We start from the raw sequence: 16,224 nt of genomic DNA, 5'->3' as shown, positions 1-16,224 counted from the left end.
ATGACGCTGACCGGGCCGCGTCCGCGCGGCCGTTCGACCTCGCGGTTGCACTGGGTGCCCGCAGCTACCGCCTGGGCTGTCGGCACCGCCGCCACGTTGTCCCTGCTGGCGAGCATGTCCCCGGTGATCCGCTGGGTCATCCGGGTGCCGCGCGAATTCATCGACAAGTACCTGTTCAATTTCCCCGACACCAGCCTGGCCTGGACGGTCGTGCTGGGACTGCTGGCCGCGGCGCTCAGCGCACGCAAGCGCATCGCCTGGTGGTTGCTGATCGCCAACCTGCTGGTCGCCGGCGGCTGGAACGTGAGCCGGCTGGTGTCGGGAAGCACCGACCGGCTGCAGATCATCAGCGGCGCCGCCGGCCTGGCCCTGCACGCCGCCGCGCTGGCGGTGCTGATCCTGGCCCGCGGTGAGTTCTGGGCCAAGGTCCGCCGCGGCGCCCTGCTCAAGTCCGCGACGACCCTGGCGGCGGGCTGGGCGGTGGCGATCCTGCTGTGCTGGGGGCTCATCGAGCTGTTTCCCGGCACTGTGCAGCGGCCGTTACGGCTGCCGTATGTGGTGAACCGGGTGGTCGGCTTCGCGCTGCTGGAACCGGACTTCTTCCCCGGCAAGCCCGACTTCGGGCTCAAGGCACTGTGCGGCCTGCTCGGGGCGCTGGCCCTGATCGTCGCGGCCATCGTGTTGTTCTTGTCCCAGCGCGCCGACAACGCCCTGACCGGCCAGGACGAGTCGGCGATCCGCGGGTTGCTCGAACAGTACGGCCAGAACGACTCGCTGGGTTACTTCGCCACCCGCCGCGACAAGTCGGTGGTGTTCGCCCCCAGCGGGCGCGCCGCCATCACCTATCGGGTCGAGGTGGGCGTCTGCCTGGCCAGCGGCGACCCGGTCGGCGACCCGCGGGCGTGGCCGCAGGCCATCAACGCCTGGCTGCGCATCTGCCAGGACTACGGCTGGGCGCCCGGGGTGATGGGCGCCAGCCTCGCCGGGGCCCAGGCCTTCCGGGAGGCGGGCCTGAGCGCCCTGGAGCTCGGTGACGAGGCGATCCTGCGGACCTCGGAGTTCAAACTGTCCGGCCCGGACATGCGCGCGGTGCGCCAGGCGGTGACCCGGGCCCGCCGGTCGGGGCTGACGGTGCGGATGCGCCGGCACGGCGACATCGGCGCCGACGAGATGGCCCGGGTGATCGAACGCGCCGACGCCTGGCGCGACACCGAATCCGAGCGCGGATTCTCTATGGCGCTGGGCCGGCTGGGTGACCCCGCCGACGCCGATTGCCTGCTGGTCGAGGCGGTCCACGGCGACCCGGCAACCGGCTCACCCGACGGCGACGTGGTGGCGATGCTGTCGCTGGTCCCGTGGGGGCGCAGCGGGGTGTCGCTGGATCTGATGCGCCGCGCACCACACTCCCCCAACGGCACCATCGAGTTGATGGTCAGCGAGCTTGCGCTGCAGGCCGCCACCATCGGCGTCAGCCGCATTTCGCTGAACTTCGCGATGTTTCGGGCGGCGTTCGAGCAAGGCGCCCAGCTGGGTGCCGGTCCGGTGCTGCGGGCGTGGCGCCGGCTGCTGATGTTTTTCTCACGCTGGTGGCAATTGGAGACGCTGTACCGCTCGAACATGAAATACCAGCCCGAGTGGGTGCCGCGCTACGCCTGCTACGAGGACGCCCGGCTGATCCCGCGGGTCGGGGTCGCCTCGGTGATCGCCGAAGGTTTTCTGGTGCTGCCGTTTTCCCGGCGCAACGAACAGCACACCGGGCACCACTCGTCGGTGCCGGCGGCAGTGGCCGCCACCGGACGGCTGCACGCCGACGGCAGCGCCCCCGACGCCGAGACCACCGGCACGCCCGACGCATCCGAGCCCGACGCAGCCCTGCCCCGGCTTCCCGAACAGGTCCGGGTCCGAATGGCCAAGTTGACGTCGTTGCAGGACAACGGTATTGACGCCTATCCGGTGGGCCGCCCGCCCAGTCACACCGTCGCGCAAGCGTTGCAGGCCGGCGCCGAGGACACCGTCTCGGCGGCCGGGCGGGTGCTGCGGATGCGCGACTACGGCGGCGTGTTGTTCGCCCAGCTGCGCGACTGGTCAGGTGAAGTGCAGCTGCTGCTGGACAATTCGGTTCTGGCCGAGGTCGGCACGGCGCGGGCCGCGGACTTCAACTCGGTGGTCGATCTCGGCGACCTGATCGAAGCGACCGGCCGGATGGGCCACAGCCGCAACGGGACCCCGTCCCTGCTGGTGACGCACTGGCGGCTGGTCGGCAAATGCCTGCGCCCGTTGCCCGACAAGTGGAGGGGCCTGACCGATCCCGAGGCCCGGGTGCGGACGCGCTATGTGGACCTGGCGATCAACTCCGAGTCACGCGAGCTGCTCGCGGCCCGCAGCAGTGTGTTGCGCTCCCTTCGAGACACCTTGTTCGCCAAGGGATTCCTGGAGGTCGAGACCCCGATCCTGCAGCAGTTGCACGGCGGGGCCAACGCCCGGCCGTTCGTCACCCACATCAACGCCTACGACCTCGACCTGTACCTGCGCATCGCCCCGGAGCTCTACCTCAAGCGGCTGTGCGTCGGCGGGGTGGAGCGGGTGTTCGAGCTGGGCCGGGCGTTTCGCAACGAAGGCGTCGACTTCAGCCACAACCCGGAATTCACCCTGCTCGAGGCGTACCAGGCCCACGCCGACTACCTCGCCTGGATCGACGGTGCGCGCGAGCTCATCCAGAACGCCGCGGTGGCGGCCAACGGCGCGCCGGTGGTGATGCGGCCGGGCGCCGACGGTCGGCTGGAAGCGGTGGACATCTCCGGGGACTGGCCGGTGCGCACCGTGCACGACGCGGTCTCGGATGCCCTCGGCGAAAAGATCGACGCCGACACCGATCTGGGCACGCTACGCCGATTGTGCGACGGGGTGGGCGTGCACTTTCTGCGGCAATGGGATGCCGGGGCGGTGGTGCTCGAACTCTACGAGCACCTGGTGGAGGCCCGCACCGAGCGGCCCACGTTCTACACCGACTTCCCCACCTCGGTGTCGCCGCTGACCCGGCCGCACCGCTGCAAGCCGGGAGTGGCCGAGCGGTGGGATCTGGTGGCCTGGGGCGTCGAGCTGGGCACCGCCTACAGCGAGCTCACCGATCCGGTGGAACAGCGCCGCCGGCTGCACCAGCAGTCGCTGCTGGCCGCCGGCGGCGATGTCGAGGCCATGGAGCTCGACGAGGACTTCCTGCAGGCCATGGAGTACGCGATGGCCCCCACCGGTGGCCTGGGGATGGGCGTGGACCGGATCGTCATGCTCATCACCGGCCACGGCATCCGCGACACGCTGCCGTTCCCGCTGGCCAAGCCGCGCTGAACGGCGGGCCATGATGGAGGGGTGCACGCCGCCGCCACCGTAGCCCGCGTCCGCCGCGCGATCTTCGCCCGGCACGCCCACCCGTGGAGCGCCTGGAGCCGCTGGGCGACGACGCCACTGATCCTGGTCCCGGTGTGGCGGCGCTCCTGGTCCGACGCGGCATGGGTGTCGGCCTGGTTCGCGCTGAACCCGGTGATCTTCGGGGCACCGGCCGACGTGTCGGCGTGGTCGACCCGCGCGATGCTCGGCGAGGAGCAGTGGATCACCGACCGGCCCGCCGACGTCGCCCTGCTGGTGAACCTCGCCGGTGCCGCCGCGACCGCGACCGCCCTGGTCTCCGCCCGGCGCCGGCGGTTGCTGCCCACCGCGATCGCCACGGCAGTGGCGATGACGCTGACCATGGGCTACTGGGAATTCATGGTCCGCTATCACGACCGCCGCCGGTAACGTGGCGAGCATGGGTGACGATCCGACCGGCCCGCAGGCCGACCCCGGTTTCGACGACGCGGGCGTACCGACCTTCGACTCGGTGCGCGACAAGATCGAAAACCGGTATCAGACCTCGATCGGTGCGCAGGAGCTGGAGTCGGAGACGCCGGAGGGCCGCCGCGTCGAGCAGCAGTACGAGGACAGGCAGCGCGCAGCCGCAGACCGGTTGGAGCAGATCCGCGCCTCGATGCGCGACGACGAGCGCTGACCGGTGCGCAGTTTCACCATCGATGAACGGCGAAACCGTTTGGCGCGCCGGCATTTCCTGACCGCCGATGCCGCGACCGAGCCGATGACCCAGGTGGCGGCCGCGCTGGTCGGCCTGCACGCCACCGATCCGGGCACCCCGTATCTGTCGCTGTGGGCGCGATCGTCACCGTTCGCGGTGGCCGACCTCGACAGTGCACTGTATGAAAAGCGGTCGCTGGTCAAACATCTGGCGATGCGCCGCACCCTGTGGGTGGTCGATCCGGCCGATCTGCCCGCGGTGCAGGCCGCGGCCAGTGACCGGGTGGCCGCCACCGAGCGACGCCGGCTCGTCGCCGACGTCGCCAAGGCCGGCGTGGCGGCCGACGGTGAACGCTGGCTCGCCCGGGCCGGTGCGGCGGTGCTGCGTCACCTGGGCGAACACGGCCCGACCAGCAGCACCGAGTTGCGCGCGGCCCTTCCGGAACTGGCCGGAGCCTACGACCCGGCGCCCGGCAAACCCTACGGCGGGCCGACCCCGCTGGCGCCGCGGGCGCTGACCGTGCTCGGCGCCCAGGGCGACATCGTGCGCGGACCCAACGACGCCACCTGGACCTCGTCGCGGCCACGGTGGGCCAGAACCACCGACTGGCTCGGCGAGCCGGGCGAAACGATGCCCGCCGAGGCGGCACAGGCACAGCTGGTCACCACCTGGCTGCGGGCGTTCGGGCCCGCCACCGCCGACGACATCAAGTGGTGGTTCGGCACCACCAAGACCGAGGTCAAGAAGACGTTGAGCGAGATCGGCGCCGTCGACGTCGATCTGCACGGCACACCGGGTTTCGCGCTGCCCGACGATCTGGAGCCCGAACCCGACGTCGAGGCGTGGGGTGCGCTGCTGCCCGCGCTCGACGTCACCACGATGGGCTGGTATCACCGCGATTGGTATCTCGGCGAGCATCGCGGCCAACTGTTCGACCGCAGCGGCAACGCCGGGCCCACGGTGTGGTGGAGCGGCCGGATCGTGGGCGGCTGGTATCAGAACGCCGCCGGGCGGGTCGAGTTGCAGCTGCTGGAGGACCCTGGCCGCCTGGCGCGCCAGGTGCTGGACAAGCGGGCCCGCCGGCTCACCGACTGGCTGGACGGGGTGCGGGTGTCACCGCGGTTTCCGTCACCGCTGATGAAGGCGGCACGCTGAGGGCGTAGCCGCGCGAAGCCGTGAACTGCCGTGTGAGTATCGCGTACCCCCGGCCCCGACTGGGTCGCTGCGGGCAGGACGGAGTCGAAAGACGCCGTTGCCGACGCCTAGGCGCTGGCCTTGCGCTTCCGCTTGACCGTCTTGGCGGGTTTGGCCGGTGCGCCGAGGATTTCGGCGAGGAACTTGCCGGTGTAGCTCTCCGGGATGGCCACCACGTCCTCGGGTGTGCCGGTGGCCACCACCGTGCCGCCGCCCGCGCCGCCCTCGGGGCCCATGTCGATGATCCAGTCCGCGGTCTTGATCACGTCCAGGTTGTGTTCGATGACGATCACCGTGTTGCCCTTGTCGACCAGGCCGTTGATGACGCCCAGCAGTTTGGCGATGTCCTCGAAATGCAGGCCGGTGGTGGGTTCGTCGAGGATGTAGACCGTGCGCCCGGTGGAGCGCTTCTGCAACTCCGAGGCCAGCTTCACCCGCTGCGCCTCACCGCCGGACAGCGTCGGCGCCGGCTGACCCAGCCGCACATAGCCGAGCCCGACGTCGACCAGGGTCCGCAGATAGCGGTGGATGCCGGTGATCGGCTCGAAGAACTCCGCCGCCTCCTCGATGGACATGTCGAGCACCTCGGCGATGGTCTTGCCCTTGTAGTGCACCTCCAGCGTCTCCCGGTTGTAGCGGGCGCCGTGACAGACCTCGCAGGGCACATAGACATCCGGCAGGAAGTTCATCTCGATCTTGATGGTGCCGTCGCCGGTGCACGCCTCGCAGCGACCGCCCTTGACGTTGAAGGAGAACCGGCCGGGTTGGTAGCCGCGGACCTTGGCCTCGGTGGTGGCGGCGAACAGGGTGCGGATCTTGTCGAACACCCCGGTGTAGGTGGCCGGGTTGGAGCGCGGGGTGCGCCCGATCGGTGACTGGTCGACCCGCACCAGCTTGTCCAGGTGGTCCAGGCCGGTGACGCGGGTGTGCCGGCCGGGCACCAGCCGGGCACCGTTGAGCTTGTTGGCCAGCACCGCCGCCAGGATGTCGTTGACCAGCGTCGACTTGCCCGATCCGGACACACCGGTCACCGCGGTGAGCACGCCCAGCGGGAACGCCACGTCCACCCCGGCCAGGTTGTGCTCGCGGGCACCGACCACCCCGAGCTGGCGGCGGTGGTCGATCGTACGGCGAACCGCCGGCACCGCAATGCTTTTCGCACCGGACAGGTAGGCCCCGGTGATGGAGTCGGGGTTGGCCAGCAACTCGGCATAGGGCCCGCTGTGCACGATCCGCCCGCCGTGCTCCCCGGCCGCCGGCCCGATGTCGACGATCCAGTCGGCGTGGGCGATGGTGTCCAGGTCGTGCTCGACCACGATCAAGGTGTTGCCCAGGTCGCGCAGCCGCACCAGGGTTTCGATCAGCCGGCGGTTGTCGCGCTGGTGCAGCCCGATCGACGGCTCGTCGAGCACGTAGAGCACCCCGACCAGGCCCGAGCCGATCTGGGTGGCCAGCCGAATGCGTTGCGCCTCACCGCCGGACAGCGTTCCGGCGGCCCGCGACAAGGTCAGGTACTCCAATCCGACGTCGAGCAAAAAACTCAGCCGGGACTGGATCTCCTTGAGCACCTGCCCGGCGATGGCCTGCTCGCGCGGGCCCAACGTGAGCGCGTTGAGGAAATCGGAACAGTCCGCGATCGACAGATCACTCACCTGCGCAATGGATTTGCTGCCGTAGTCGCCGGCGGCCAATGTCACCGCCAGGATCTCCGGCTTGAGCCGGGTGCCGGCGCACTCCGGGCACGGCACGTCACGCATGAAGCCGGCGTAGCGTTCCTTCATCTGCTCGGACTCGGTCTGCTCCATCTTGCGCTGCAGGAACGCCATCACACCTTCGAAATCGGTGTAGTAGGAGCGGGTTCGGCCGTAGCGGTTGCGGTAACGCACGTGGACTTGCTCGTCGGAGCCCTCCAGGATGGCCCGGCGGGCCTTGGCGGGAAGTTTGCGCCACGGGGTGTCGACGTCGAAACCCATCGCCGCACCGAGACTGGCCATCATCCGGGTGAAGTACTCACTGGTGGGCCCCATCGACCACGGCGCCACCGCGCCCTCGGCCAGGGTGCGGTCCGGGTCGGGCACCACCAGGTCGGCGTCGACCTCCTTGCGGATGCCCAGCCCGGCGCATTCCGGGCAGGCCCCGTAAGGCGAGTTGAACGAGAACGACCGCGGCTCCAGGTCGTCGACGGCCAGCGGGTGGCCGTTGGGGCAGGCCAGCTTCTCGGAGAACCGCTGCTCGCGGTGCGGGTGGTCGTCGTCGCGGTCGACGAACTCCAGCACCACGATGCCGTCGGCCAGGCCCAGCGCGGTCTCGATGGAGTCGGTGAGCCGCTGCTTGGCCGACTCTTTGACCGTCAACCGGTCCACCACGACGTCGACGTCGTGCTTCTCCTGCTTCTTGAGCTTGGGGGGATCGGTGAGCGAGTGCACCACGCCGTCGACCCGGACCCGGCTGTAGCCCTGCGTGTTCAGCTTCTCGAACAGGTCGGCGAACTCACCCTTGCGGGTGCGCACCACCGGTGCCAGCACCTGGAAACGCAGGCCCTCATCCATGGCCAACACCTGGTCGACGATCTGCTGCGGGGTCTGGCGGGCGATGCGCTCACCGCAGACCGGGCAATGCGGCGTGCCGGCCCGCGCATACAGCAGCCGCAGGTAGTCGTAGACCTCGGTGATGGTGCCGACCGTCGAGCGCGGGTTGCGGTTGGTGGACTTCTGATCGATCGATACCGCCGGCGACAGACCCTCGATGAAGTCGACGTCGGGCTTGTCCATCTGGCCCAGGAACTGCCGGGCGTAGGCCGACAGCGATTCGACGTAGCGGCGCTGGCCCTCGGCGAAGATCGTGTCGAAGGCCAGCGAGGATTTACCCGACCCGGACAGCCCGGTGAAGACGATCAGCGCATCACGTGGCAGGTCCAGGTCCACACTGCGCAGGTTGTGTTCACGCGCACCTTTGATGATCAGCCGGTCAGCCACCCGTCCATGCTAGGTGGCGCTACCGACAACCAGGTCAGGGCCAGTACGGTTGCGGATATGACCTCCCAGATCGCCGTTGACGACGCCTACACCGGACACGTCGAACCCGGAACAGCGGCCCGCCGCACCCTGCCCGGGGCGACGATCATCAAGACGTCGGTGGGCCCGATGGACAACAACGCCTACCTGGTGACCTGCACCAACACCGGTAAGACGTTGTTGATCGATGCGGCCAACGACGCCGAGAATCTGGTGGCGCTGGTGCGCGAGCACGCCCCGGACGTGGCGCTGATCGTGACCAGCCACCAGCACTTCGACCACTGGCAGGCGCTGGCCGCGCTGGCCGAGGCGACCGGGGCGCCGACGGCAGCGCACGCGCTGGACGCCGACCCACTGCCGGTGACCCCCGACCGGCTGCTGGCCGACGGCGACACGGTGAGCGTCGGAGACCTGACCTTCGACGTGATCCACCTGCAGGGCCACACCGAGGGGTCGGTGGCGTTGGCGCTGGACGGTGCGGCCACCGGCGGTGTGACGCAGTTGTTCACCGGGGACTGCCTGTTCCCGGGGGGTGTCGGAAAGACCTGGCAGCCCGGGGACTTCGAGCGCCTGCTCGGCGACGTGAGCCGCAAGGTGTTCGACCGGTTCGGTGATGACACCGTGGTCTATCCCGGGCACGGTGATGACACCACACTCGGTGCCGAACGCCCGCATCTGGCCGAGTGGCGCGAACGGGGTTGGTGAGCTCCTTCCGAAGCTAGGCAGGACAGGTCTCCAGATCCAGATTCCACTCGGTCGTGACAATGCGAAGCGGATCGGGGGCGGGGTCCGTCAGGGCAACGGTCTCGCCAATGAGGTCCGCGTCTCCGCGGCCCTCAAATAGGGCCACGCAAGGCTCAGCGTCAAGCCGAGATAAAAACCTCACGGCAGCTACACCCCTGTCGTAGAGGACTCCAGCAATCGTCTGGGTAACCACGCGACGACTCGTCGTAATCTCGTGCAGATCAAGATGCTCCATGCCATTTTCGACCAGAAGCGGGGCGTGCCTGTCTTCTATCTCTTGACGGACCGCCCCGTCGGTTAGGTCAATAATCGGGCCATCGATTCTTAGTAGCGCTGGAACTAGTACGTGCTGGCGGCGCCAGCTTGCAGTCACGGGCGCAGCGGCGAAGTCTTCAGCCGCTTCAGGCCCGTATCGTTCGATATGCCTGAGCTTGGCACCGAGATTTGGCCGGAGGTCGGCCAGCACTTCGCGGAGGCAGGTTTCGGGCATGTCCGCCAGATAGAGAGTGCGAAAGCGGTGGTGAATGTCGTCGAACCGATGGCTGAAGCTGTATAGCTCGAGTGGCGTGAATTCGAGTGGAGTTGCGTGGTAGCCAACTCGCCACAACGGAATTTCGGAGCCGACGTTGCTCACGCCTGAAAGCTAGCGACCTGTCTAGCCGCCTGCACCACCCTCGCGAAATCAGCCGTGTCGGACGCGCCGCCGAGAACTTCGACTGGCGCACGATCGTCCAGACGTGTGTTCGTGCCGAACAACCAGGCCCGAGCAGTCTTGTCGTCGTACGCATCGACCAGCATTCGGACTACTTTGTAGCCCTCTCGCAACCTACGTTCGGTTGCATCGTGTGGTTCCGGGCCGCCTTCTCGCGCGTATCGGCCGATCTGTTTCGCATCGGCAAGTCCTGCGAGGGCGGCGGCGATTCGTTGTCCGACCGTCTCCTGCAAATAGCCAGCGATTTCCCGAATTGGGCGGGTCGTTGCCTCGAAATCGAGCTTCTCAGCGGCGCTGGCTGTTAGAACAGACATTTGGAACCTCCGGACAGACTGTATCCACCACAAGACTACCACTAGAACTACCCGGAACAACACCACAAACAACACCACGTGGGCGGTCGTCACGCCGGGATGGACGTAACGGTGGAACCGCGGGCCCTGTCGCAGCGTCCCCTGAAACTCGGGGCGGCTGGCGTTCAGCGCCAGCGAGCAGGCGTCGGCAACACGCGCATGGCAGGCCGAGGCGTTGCCGTGAGGGTCAGCCGGTGGTGTGCACGATCAGCACGTCCACCTTGGCGCGCCGTGACACGTTGGCCGGCACCGACCCGAGCAGGCGCCCGGCGATCGTGCTCAGCCCGACGTTGCCGACCACCAGCAGGTCAGCCTTGACCTCCTCGGCCAGATCCACCAGGGCGTCGACCGGCGCGCCGACCACGGCGCGCTCCTCCACCTCGTTGGCCCCGGCCGCGATGGCGCGCTCCTTGGCCTCCTTGAGGATGGCGTAGATCGGAGCGTTGCCGGAGGCCTTGTAGCTCTCATCCTTGAGCAGGTCGGCAGCCCGTGGGTCGTCTTCGTGCGGCAGGTAAGCGGTGGCGATGACGACCTTCGCGCCCTGCCCGGACGCCAAGTGCCCGGCGCGGTCGACGGCACGCAGCGACGAATCCGAGCCGTCCGTACCGACCACCACCGTCTTGTAGCCGCTCATCCGTAACCCCTCCGATGAAAAGTTGCCATGTGCACTGTCATGTTCTAAGCCATGGCGACATTAACGCGTCAGCGGCCCCGATGGGGGCGATTGGCATCACATGTCGCCTGCGTTGCTGCCCACACATTCGCACTGACAGGCTGCAAAACCGGATTCGCGGCCGTCGTGACGTAGCTGACAACACGCGCCGGGCGGTAGCGTGGGAATTCCTCACCCTCATCCCCAGCGATAGGGCACGCCGTTGAGCCAGGTACTGACCCGCGCCCCGGTGAGCACGGCAACGGCACCGTCCCGCGGACGGCCCAGGCCCCCCGATGCGGTCGTGATCGCGGTGGCGGCGACGATGATCAGCGGTATCGGGGCGAGCCGGCCGTCGCTGTGGTTCGACGAGTCGGCCACGATCTCGGCGTCGACGCATCGCTCGCTACCCGAACTGTGGCACCTGCTGAGCCACATCGATGCGGTGCACGGCCTGTACTACCTGTTCATGCACGGCTGGTTCGTCGTCTTCCCCGCCACCGAGTTCTGGGCGCGGGTGCCGAGTTGCCTGGCGGTCGGCGTCGGCGCCGCCGGAGTGGTGGTGCTGTGCCGTCAGTTCGCCGGCCGGCGGCTCTCGGTCTGCGCGGGCACGCTGTATGCGGTGCTGCCGCGGGTGACGTGGGCCGGGGTCGAGGCCCGCCCCTACGCGTTCGCGGCGGCGGCCGCGGTGTGGCTGACCGTGCTGTGCGTCGCGGCGGCGCGGCGCAACACCGGGCCGCTGTGGGTGGGTTACGGCGTGGCGGTGGTGGCGTCGACGGTGCTGAACATCTTCACGGTGCTCATGGTGGCGGTGCACCCCGTGGTCTTGCCCGGCAGCGGACCCTCGGCGCGGCGGCGGTGGGCGACTGCGGCCGGCATGGCGCTGGTGGGGTTGGCGCCGTTTCTGTGGTTCACCCAGAACCAGATTCGGCAGGTGGCCTGGATTCATCCGCTGAACCTCGCCACCGTGCTCGAGATCGCGCAACAGCAGTTCTTCGACAAGAGCGTGCCGTTCGCCCTCCTGGCGTGGCTGCTGATCGTCGGCGCGGTCATCGCGGTGCGGGCCGGGGCGCGCCCGGCGCCGGCCGGCGGGGTGCGGCAGCTGCTGACGCTGTGCACCGCGTGGCTGATCATCCCCACCGTGGCCACGGTGGTCTATTCGGCGCTGGTCAAGCCCGTCTACTACCCGCGCTATCTGATCGCCACGGCGCCGGCGATGGCGATCATCTTGGCCCTCACCGTCACCACGATCGCCGCGTCACGCCGGGCGCTGATCGGCCTTGTGGCGGCGCTGGTGCTCGCCGCGGCGCCCAATTATGTTGCCAACCAACGAGATCGGTACACCAAGGAAGGCTGGGACTACAGCGCGGTGGCCGACGTGATCGACGCGCATGCCCGGCCCGGGGACTGCCTGCTGATCGACAACACCACCCGCTGGCTGCCCGGCCCGATCCGGGCCCTGCCGGCGGGACGGCCCAACACGTTCGCCAAGCTGCGGGACCCGGGCCTGGGGCCGCGCCGGCAGGACCTGGGCCGGCTCTGGGACGGGCATCTGGCGGTGTGGGCTTTGACCGATCAGCTGGTCGACTGCCCGACGATCTGGACGATCACCGATCACGATCACGCCCTGCCGGCGCATCAGGTCGCTGCGATGCTGCCGGTGGGCACCCGGTTCGCCCGCACTCCCGACGGCCAGGTGCTGCGCCAGCTGGGTTTTCGCGTCGTCGAACGCTGGCAGTTCACCTACTCCCAGGTGATCAGATCCATCCGGTGAACCCGCATTCGGCCCGCCCGGGCCGTCAGTCGTGGGCGCCGGCCAACGATTCGGCACCCCGGCTGGCCCGATAGGCCACCACGCACCCCAGGGCGGCCAGGACCGCGAACGTCGCGAACAGCCAGCGGGCCGCCGGCAGTCCGGTGCCGATGGCGGTGTTGACCACCAGGCCGGCGAAGCCCGCCCCGAACGCCCCGCCGATCAGCGCCACGGTGTTGATGGCCGCGGCGGCCGTTCCCCCCTCGGCGGGGTCATCGACACAGCTCATCGCCCACGCCGACAGGTGTGGCCAGCCGGCGCCGACACCGATGCCGACGACCAGCAGGGCCAGCGCCCAGATCGCACCGACCGCGGTCGGGTTGTAGTGGCTCATCCGGGTGAACGCCACCACCGCCAGGCCCGCCGACATCACCAGTGGTGCGCTGATCACCAGTCCGATGATCACCCGCACCTTGCTCACCGAGGCGCTGGCGATCTCGCTGAACGTCCAGCCGGTCGAGAGGGCGGCGCCCAGGAACCCGGCCATCACCGGCGGCAGGTGGGCCAGCCGCTGACCCAGCAGCGGGATGTAGAGGTTGGCCTTCGTGGTGGCCATCAGCAGGCCCAGCGTCACGTAGATCCACTTCTCCCGGCCCGGCTGGAAGGCGCTGGGCGGCAGCACCGCGGCCGACGAGCGCCGGTCCAGGATGAGGAACACCACCAGTAGGACGGCGCCGGCGAGCAGCAGCCCGGCCGCACCCACCATGTTGTGCGGCAACTGCGCGACGCTGACCGCCAGTGCGGCGCCACCGAGCAACAGCAGCGAGCGCACCGGGATCTTCATCGGTTCGCCGTGGTGGCTGCCGCGCCCGGCGGCCAGCACCACCGTCACCGCCGCGGCCATCACCCCGGTCAGCATCGCCATCACACCGAATGCCCACCGCCACAGGCCGAACTGGGCGAACAAGCCGCCGGCCGCGGGACCGACCAGGGTGCCGACGCCCCACATCGCCGAGACCAGCCCGGACGCCCGCGTCCACAACCAGCTGGGCAGGACGGCGTTGATCAGCGCGTAGCCCAACCCGGCCAGCAGGCCGCCACCCATGCCCTGCAGGGTGCGGCCGATCAGCAGAATCTCCATCTGGGGCGCCATCGCGCACACCACGCCGCCGACGCCGAACGCCAGCAGGCCCAGCAGGTAGGACGATCGGGAACCGATCCGGACCAGCACCGCGTTGGCGGCGGCGGCGGCGATCACCGATCCGACGAGATACAGGGTGGTCACCCAGGCGTAGAACCGCTCCCCGCCGATGTCCCGGACGGTGCTGGGCAGCAGGCTGATCGTGAGGAACTCGTTGGTGGCGTAGAGCGCGACACCCCCGGCCAGCACGGCCGAGGTACCCAGGTAGCGCCTGCCGAGCAGCTCGCGCCAGCTGCCAGTGTTTACAGCGGAGTCGGTTATCACCGCTTCAGTCAGATCCACCACCGCTTGCAGTCAATCACGGATCACCACGACACGCGAAAATGCATGCCTTGCTGGCGCGTCACTTGATTCCGGCCGCATCCATGCCCCGCAATTCCTTCTTCAGGTCGGCGATCTCATCGCGGATTCGCGCGGCAAGCTCGAATTGCAGGTCCCGGGCCGCGTTCATCATCTGCTCAGTGAGGTCTTTGATGAGGTCGGCAAGCTCGGCCCGCGGCATGTTGGCGGTGTCGCGGCCCTCGAACACTCCGGCGGAAACGGCGCGTCCCGGTTCGCCCTGGGCCCGACGCCCACGTGACGAATTGCGGCCCGACCCGGCGACCTCGATGGATTCGGTGTCCTCCACCTCCCGATACACCTGGTCGAGGATGTCGGCGATCTTCTTGCGCAGCGGCTGCGGGTCGATGCCATTGGCCTCGTTGTAGGCGATCTGCTTGGCGCGGCGCCGCTCGGTCTCGTCGATGGCCTCCCGCATCGAGTCGGTGATCTTGTCGGCGTACATGTGCACTTCGCCGGAGACGTTGCGGGCGGCGCGGCCGATGGTCTGGATCAGGCTGCGGGTGGAGCGCAGGAAGCCCTCCTTGTCGGCGTCGAGGATCGACACCAGCGACACCTCCGGCAGGTCCAGGCCCTCCCGCAGCAGGTTGATGCCGATCAGGACGTCGTAGTCGCCCAGCCGCAGCTGGCGCAGCAGCTCCACCCGGCGCAGCGTGTCGACCTCGGAGTGCAGGTAGCGCACCCGGATGCCCATCTCCAGCAGGTAGTCGGTGAGGTCTTCGGCCATCTTCTTGGTCAGCGTGGTGACCAGCACCCGCTCGTCGGCCTCGGCGCGCTGCCGGATCTCGGCGATGAGGTCGTCGATCTGGCCCTTGGTGGGCTTCACCACCACCTTCGGATCCACCAGGCCGGTCGGGCGGATCACCTGCTCGACGAACTCACCGCCGGCCTGGCTGAGCTCATACGGGCCCGGGGTGGCCGACATGTAGACCGTCTGCCCGATCCGGTCGGCGAACTCCTCCCAGGTCAGCGGCCGGTTATCGCAGGCCGACGGCAGCCGGAAGCCGAACTCCACCAGGTTGCGCTTGCGCGACATGTCGCCCTCGTACATGCCGCCGATCTGCGGCACGGTGACGTGCGATTCGTCGATGATGAGCAGGAAGTCCTCGGGGAAGTAATCCAGCAGGGTGGCCGGCGGGGTGCCGGCGCCGCGGCCGTCGATGTGGCGTGAATAGTTCTCGATGCCCGAGCAGAACCCGACCTGGCGCATCATCTCGATGTCGTAGTTGGTGCGCATCCGCAGCCGCTGGGCTTCCAGCAGCTTGCCGTGGCGCTCCAGCTCGTCGAGCCGGGCGGCCAGCTCCTCTTCGATGGTGGAGATGGCCTGCATCATCCGCTCCGGGCCGGCCACATAGTGGGTGGCCGGGAAGATCCGCAGCGAATCGACCTTGCGGACCACGTCCCCGGTGAGCGGGTGCAGGTAATACAGGGCCTCGATCTCGTCGCCGAAGTATTCGATGCGGACGGCCAGCTCCTCATAGGACGGGATGATCTCGACGGTGTCGCCGCGCACCCGGAAGGAGCCGCGGGTGAACGCCATGTCGTTGCGGGTGTACTGCACGTCGACCAGCAGCCGCAGCAGGGCGTCACGCGGCACCTCGGCGCCCACCTGCAACTCGACCGAACGGTCCAAATAGGACTGCGGGGTGCCCAGGCCGTAGATGCACGACACCGACGCCACCACCACCACGTCGCGCCGGGACAGCAGGCTCGAGGTCGCCGAGTGACGCAGCCGCTCCACGTCGTCGTTGATAGAGCTGTCCTTCTCGATGTAGGTGTCGGTCTGCGCGATGTAGGCTTCCGGCTGGTAGTAGTCGTAGTACGAGACGAAGTACTCGACGGCGTTGTGCGGCAACATCTCTCGTAGCTCGTTGGCGAGCTGCGCGGCCAGCGTCTTGTTCGGTGCCATCACCAGGGTGGGCCGCTGCAGCCGTTCGATCAGCCAGGCCGCGGTGGCCGACTTGCCGGTGCCGGTGGCGCCCAGCAGCACCACATCCTTCTCCCCCGCCTTGATGCGCCGCTCCAGGTCGGCGATGGCGGCGGGCTGGTCGCCGGCCGGCTGATAGTCGCTGACGACGTCGAAATGGCCGCCGGCCCGCACGATGCCTTCGACGGCGTCGGCGGGCGGCCGGTACTCCGAATGCGCGACGACAGGGTGTTCCGTTGCGAAAGCCACGAACCCAGGGTAAGCCGGGTGTC

General features: G+C 68.7%; 12 protein-coding genes. 6 read left to right on the top strand and 6 right to left on the bottom strand.

Translation table 11 applies throughout. The features are described 5' to 3' along the window. The first annotated feature begins 54 nt into the window (after window positions 1-54). The 4 genes from lysX to BST28_RS04810 are packed head-to-tail and all read left to right on the top strand — an operon-like array spanning window position 55 to window position 5,218. The gene (gene lysX, locus BST28_RS04825) at window positions 55-3,345 is read left to right on the top strand and encodes a bifunctional lysylphosphatidylglycerol synthetase/lysine--tRNA ligase LysX (protein ID WP_420093425.1); all 3,291 of its coding nucleotides are present in this window, start codon (window positions 55-57) and stop codon (window positions 3,343-3,345) included. Window positions 3,346-3,366: 21 nt separating this feature from the next. Then, window positions 3,367-3,792: a DUF6653 family protein gene (locus BST28_RS04820; RefSeq protein WP_065288714.1), complete on the top strand. Its 426-nt coding sequence runs from the start codon at window positions 3,367-3,369 to the stop codon at window positions 3,790-3,792. A 10-nt stretch (window positions 3,793-3,802) separates the two neighbouring features. Continuing rightward, on the top strand, window positions 3,803-4,042 hold the full coding sequence (locus tag BST28_RS04815; protein WP_065288738.1) for a hypothetical protein: 240 nt from the start codon (window positions 3,803-3,805) through the stop codon (window positions 4,040-4,042). 3 nt (window positions 4,043-4,045) lie between these two features. Next, entirely contained in the window at window positions 4,046-5,218 is a 1,173-nt protein-coding gene (locus BST28_RS04810) for a winged helix DNA-binding domain-containing protein (RefSeq protein ID WP_065288715.1), read from the top strand. Window positions 5,219-5,325: 107 nt separating this feature from the next. On the opposite strand, the gene uvrA is transcribed toward BST28_RS04810, so the two are convergent. Further along, a complete protein-coding gene (gene uvrA / locus BST28_RS04805; RefSeq protein WP_065288716.1) occupies window positions 5,326-8,232 on the bottom strand; it encodes an excinuclease ABC subunit UvrA in 2,907 nt (968 codons plus the stop codon). A 57-nt stretch (window positions 8,233-8,289) separates the two neighbouring features. On the opposite strand from uvrA, the gene BST28_RS04800 reads away from it, so the two are divergent. Further along, a complete protein-coding gene (locus BST28_RS04800) occupies window positions 8,290-8,976 on the top strand; it encodes an MBL fold metallo-hydrolase (protein ID WP_065288717.1) in 687 nt (228 codons plus the stop codon). Between the two features lie 13 nt (window positions 8,977-8,989). Here the strand turns inward: BST28_RS04800 and BST28_RS04795 are convergent, their stop codons facing one another. From BST28_RS04795 to BST28_RS04785, 3 genes are all read right to left on the bottom strand, one after another. Next, window positions 8,990-9,649, bottom strand: a complete 660-nt coding sequence (locus BST28_RS04795) for an RES family NAD+ phosphorylase (protein WP_083080157.1) — start codon at window positions 9,647-9,649, stop codon at window positions 8,990-8,992. Continuing rightward, window positions 9,646-10,041, bottom strand: a complete 396-nt coding sequence (locus BST28_RS04790; RefSeq protein ID WP_065288739.1) for an XRE family transcriptional regulator — start codon at window positions 10,039-10,041, stop codon at window positions 9,646-9,648. Before BST28_RS04790 ends, BST28_RS04795 begins: the two co-directional genes overlap by 4 nt. Before the next feature lie 226 nt (window positions 10,042-10,267). Continuing rightward, entirely contained in the window at window positions 10,268-10,714 is a 447-nt protein-coding gene (locus BST28_RS04785) for a universal stress protein (protein ID WP_019737579.1), read from the bottom strand. 241 nt (window positions 10,715-10,955) lie between these two features. Between BST28_RS04785 and BST28_RS04780 the strand changes: the two genes are divergently transcribed. Next, the gene (locus BST28_RS04780; protein ID WP_083080155.1) at window positions 10,956-12,506 is read left to right on the top strand and encodes a glycosyltransferase family 39 protein; all 1,551 of its coding nucleotides are present in this window, start codon (window positions 10,956-10,958) and stop codon (window positions 12,504-12,506) included. 25 nt (window positions 12,507-12,531) lie between these two features. Here the strand turns inward: BST28_RS04780 and BST28_RS04775 are convergent, their stop codons facing one another. Further along, a complete protein-coding gene (locus BST28_RS04775) occupies window positions 12,532-13,947 on the bottom strand; it encodes an MFS transporter (RefSeq protein ID WP_165607059.1) in 1,416 nt (471 codons plus the stop codon). A gap of 82 nt (window positions 13,948-14,029) precedes the next feature. Then, window positions 14,030-16,201 carry an excinuclease ABC subunit UvrB gene (uvrB, locus tag BST28_RS04770; protein WP_083080154.1) on the bottom strand — a complete coding sequence of 724 codons (2,172 nt, stop codon included), beginning with the start codon at window positions 16,199-16,201 and terminating at the stop codon, window positions 14,030-14,032. Between the last annotated feature and the right edge of the window lie 23 nt (window positions 16,202-16,224).

The organism is Mycolicibacter kumamotonensis, assembly GCF_002086285.1.
GTDB classification, from domain to species: Bacteria; Actinomycetota; Actinomycetes; order Mycobacteriales; family Mycobacteriaceae; genus Mycobacterium; species Mycobacterium kumamotonense.
The sequence above is the reverse complement of the archived record's forward strand: the minus strand, read 5'-3'. Positions and strand labels throughout refer to the sequence as shown.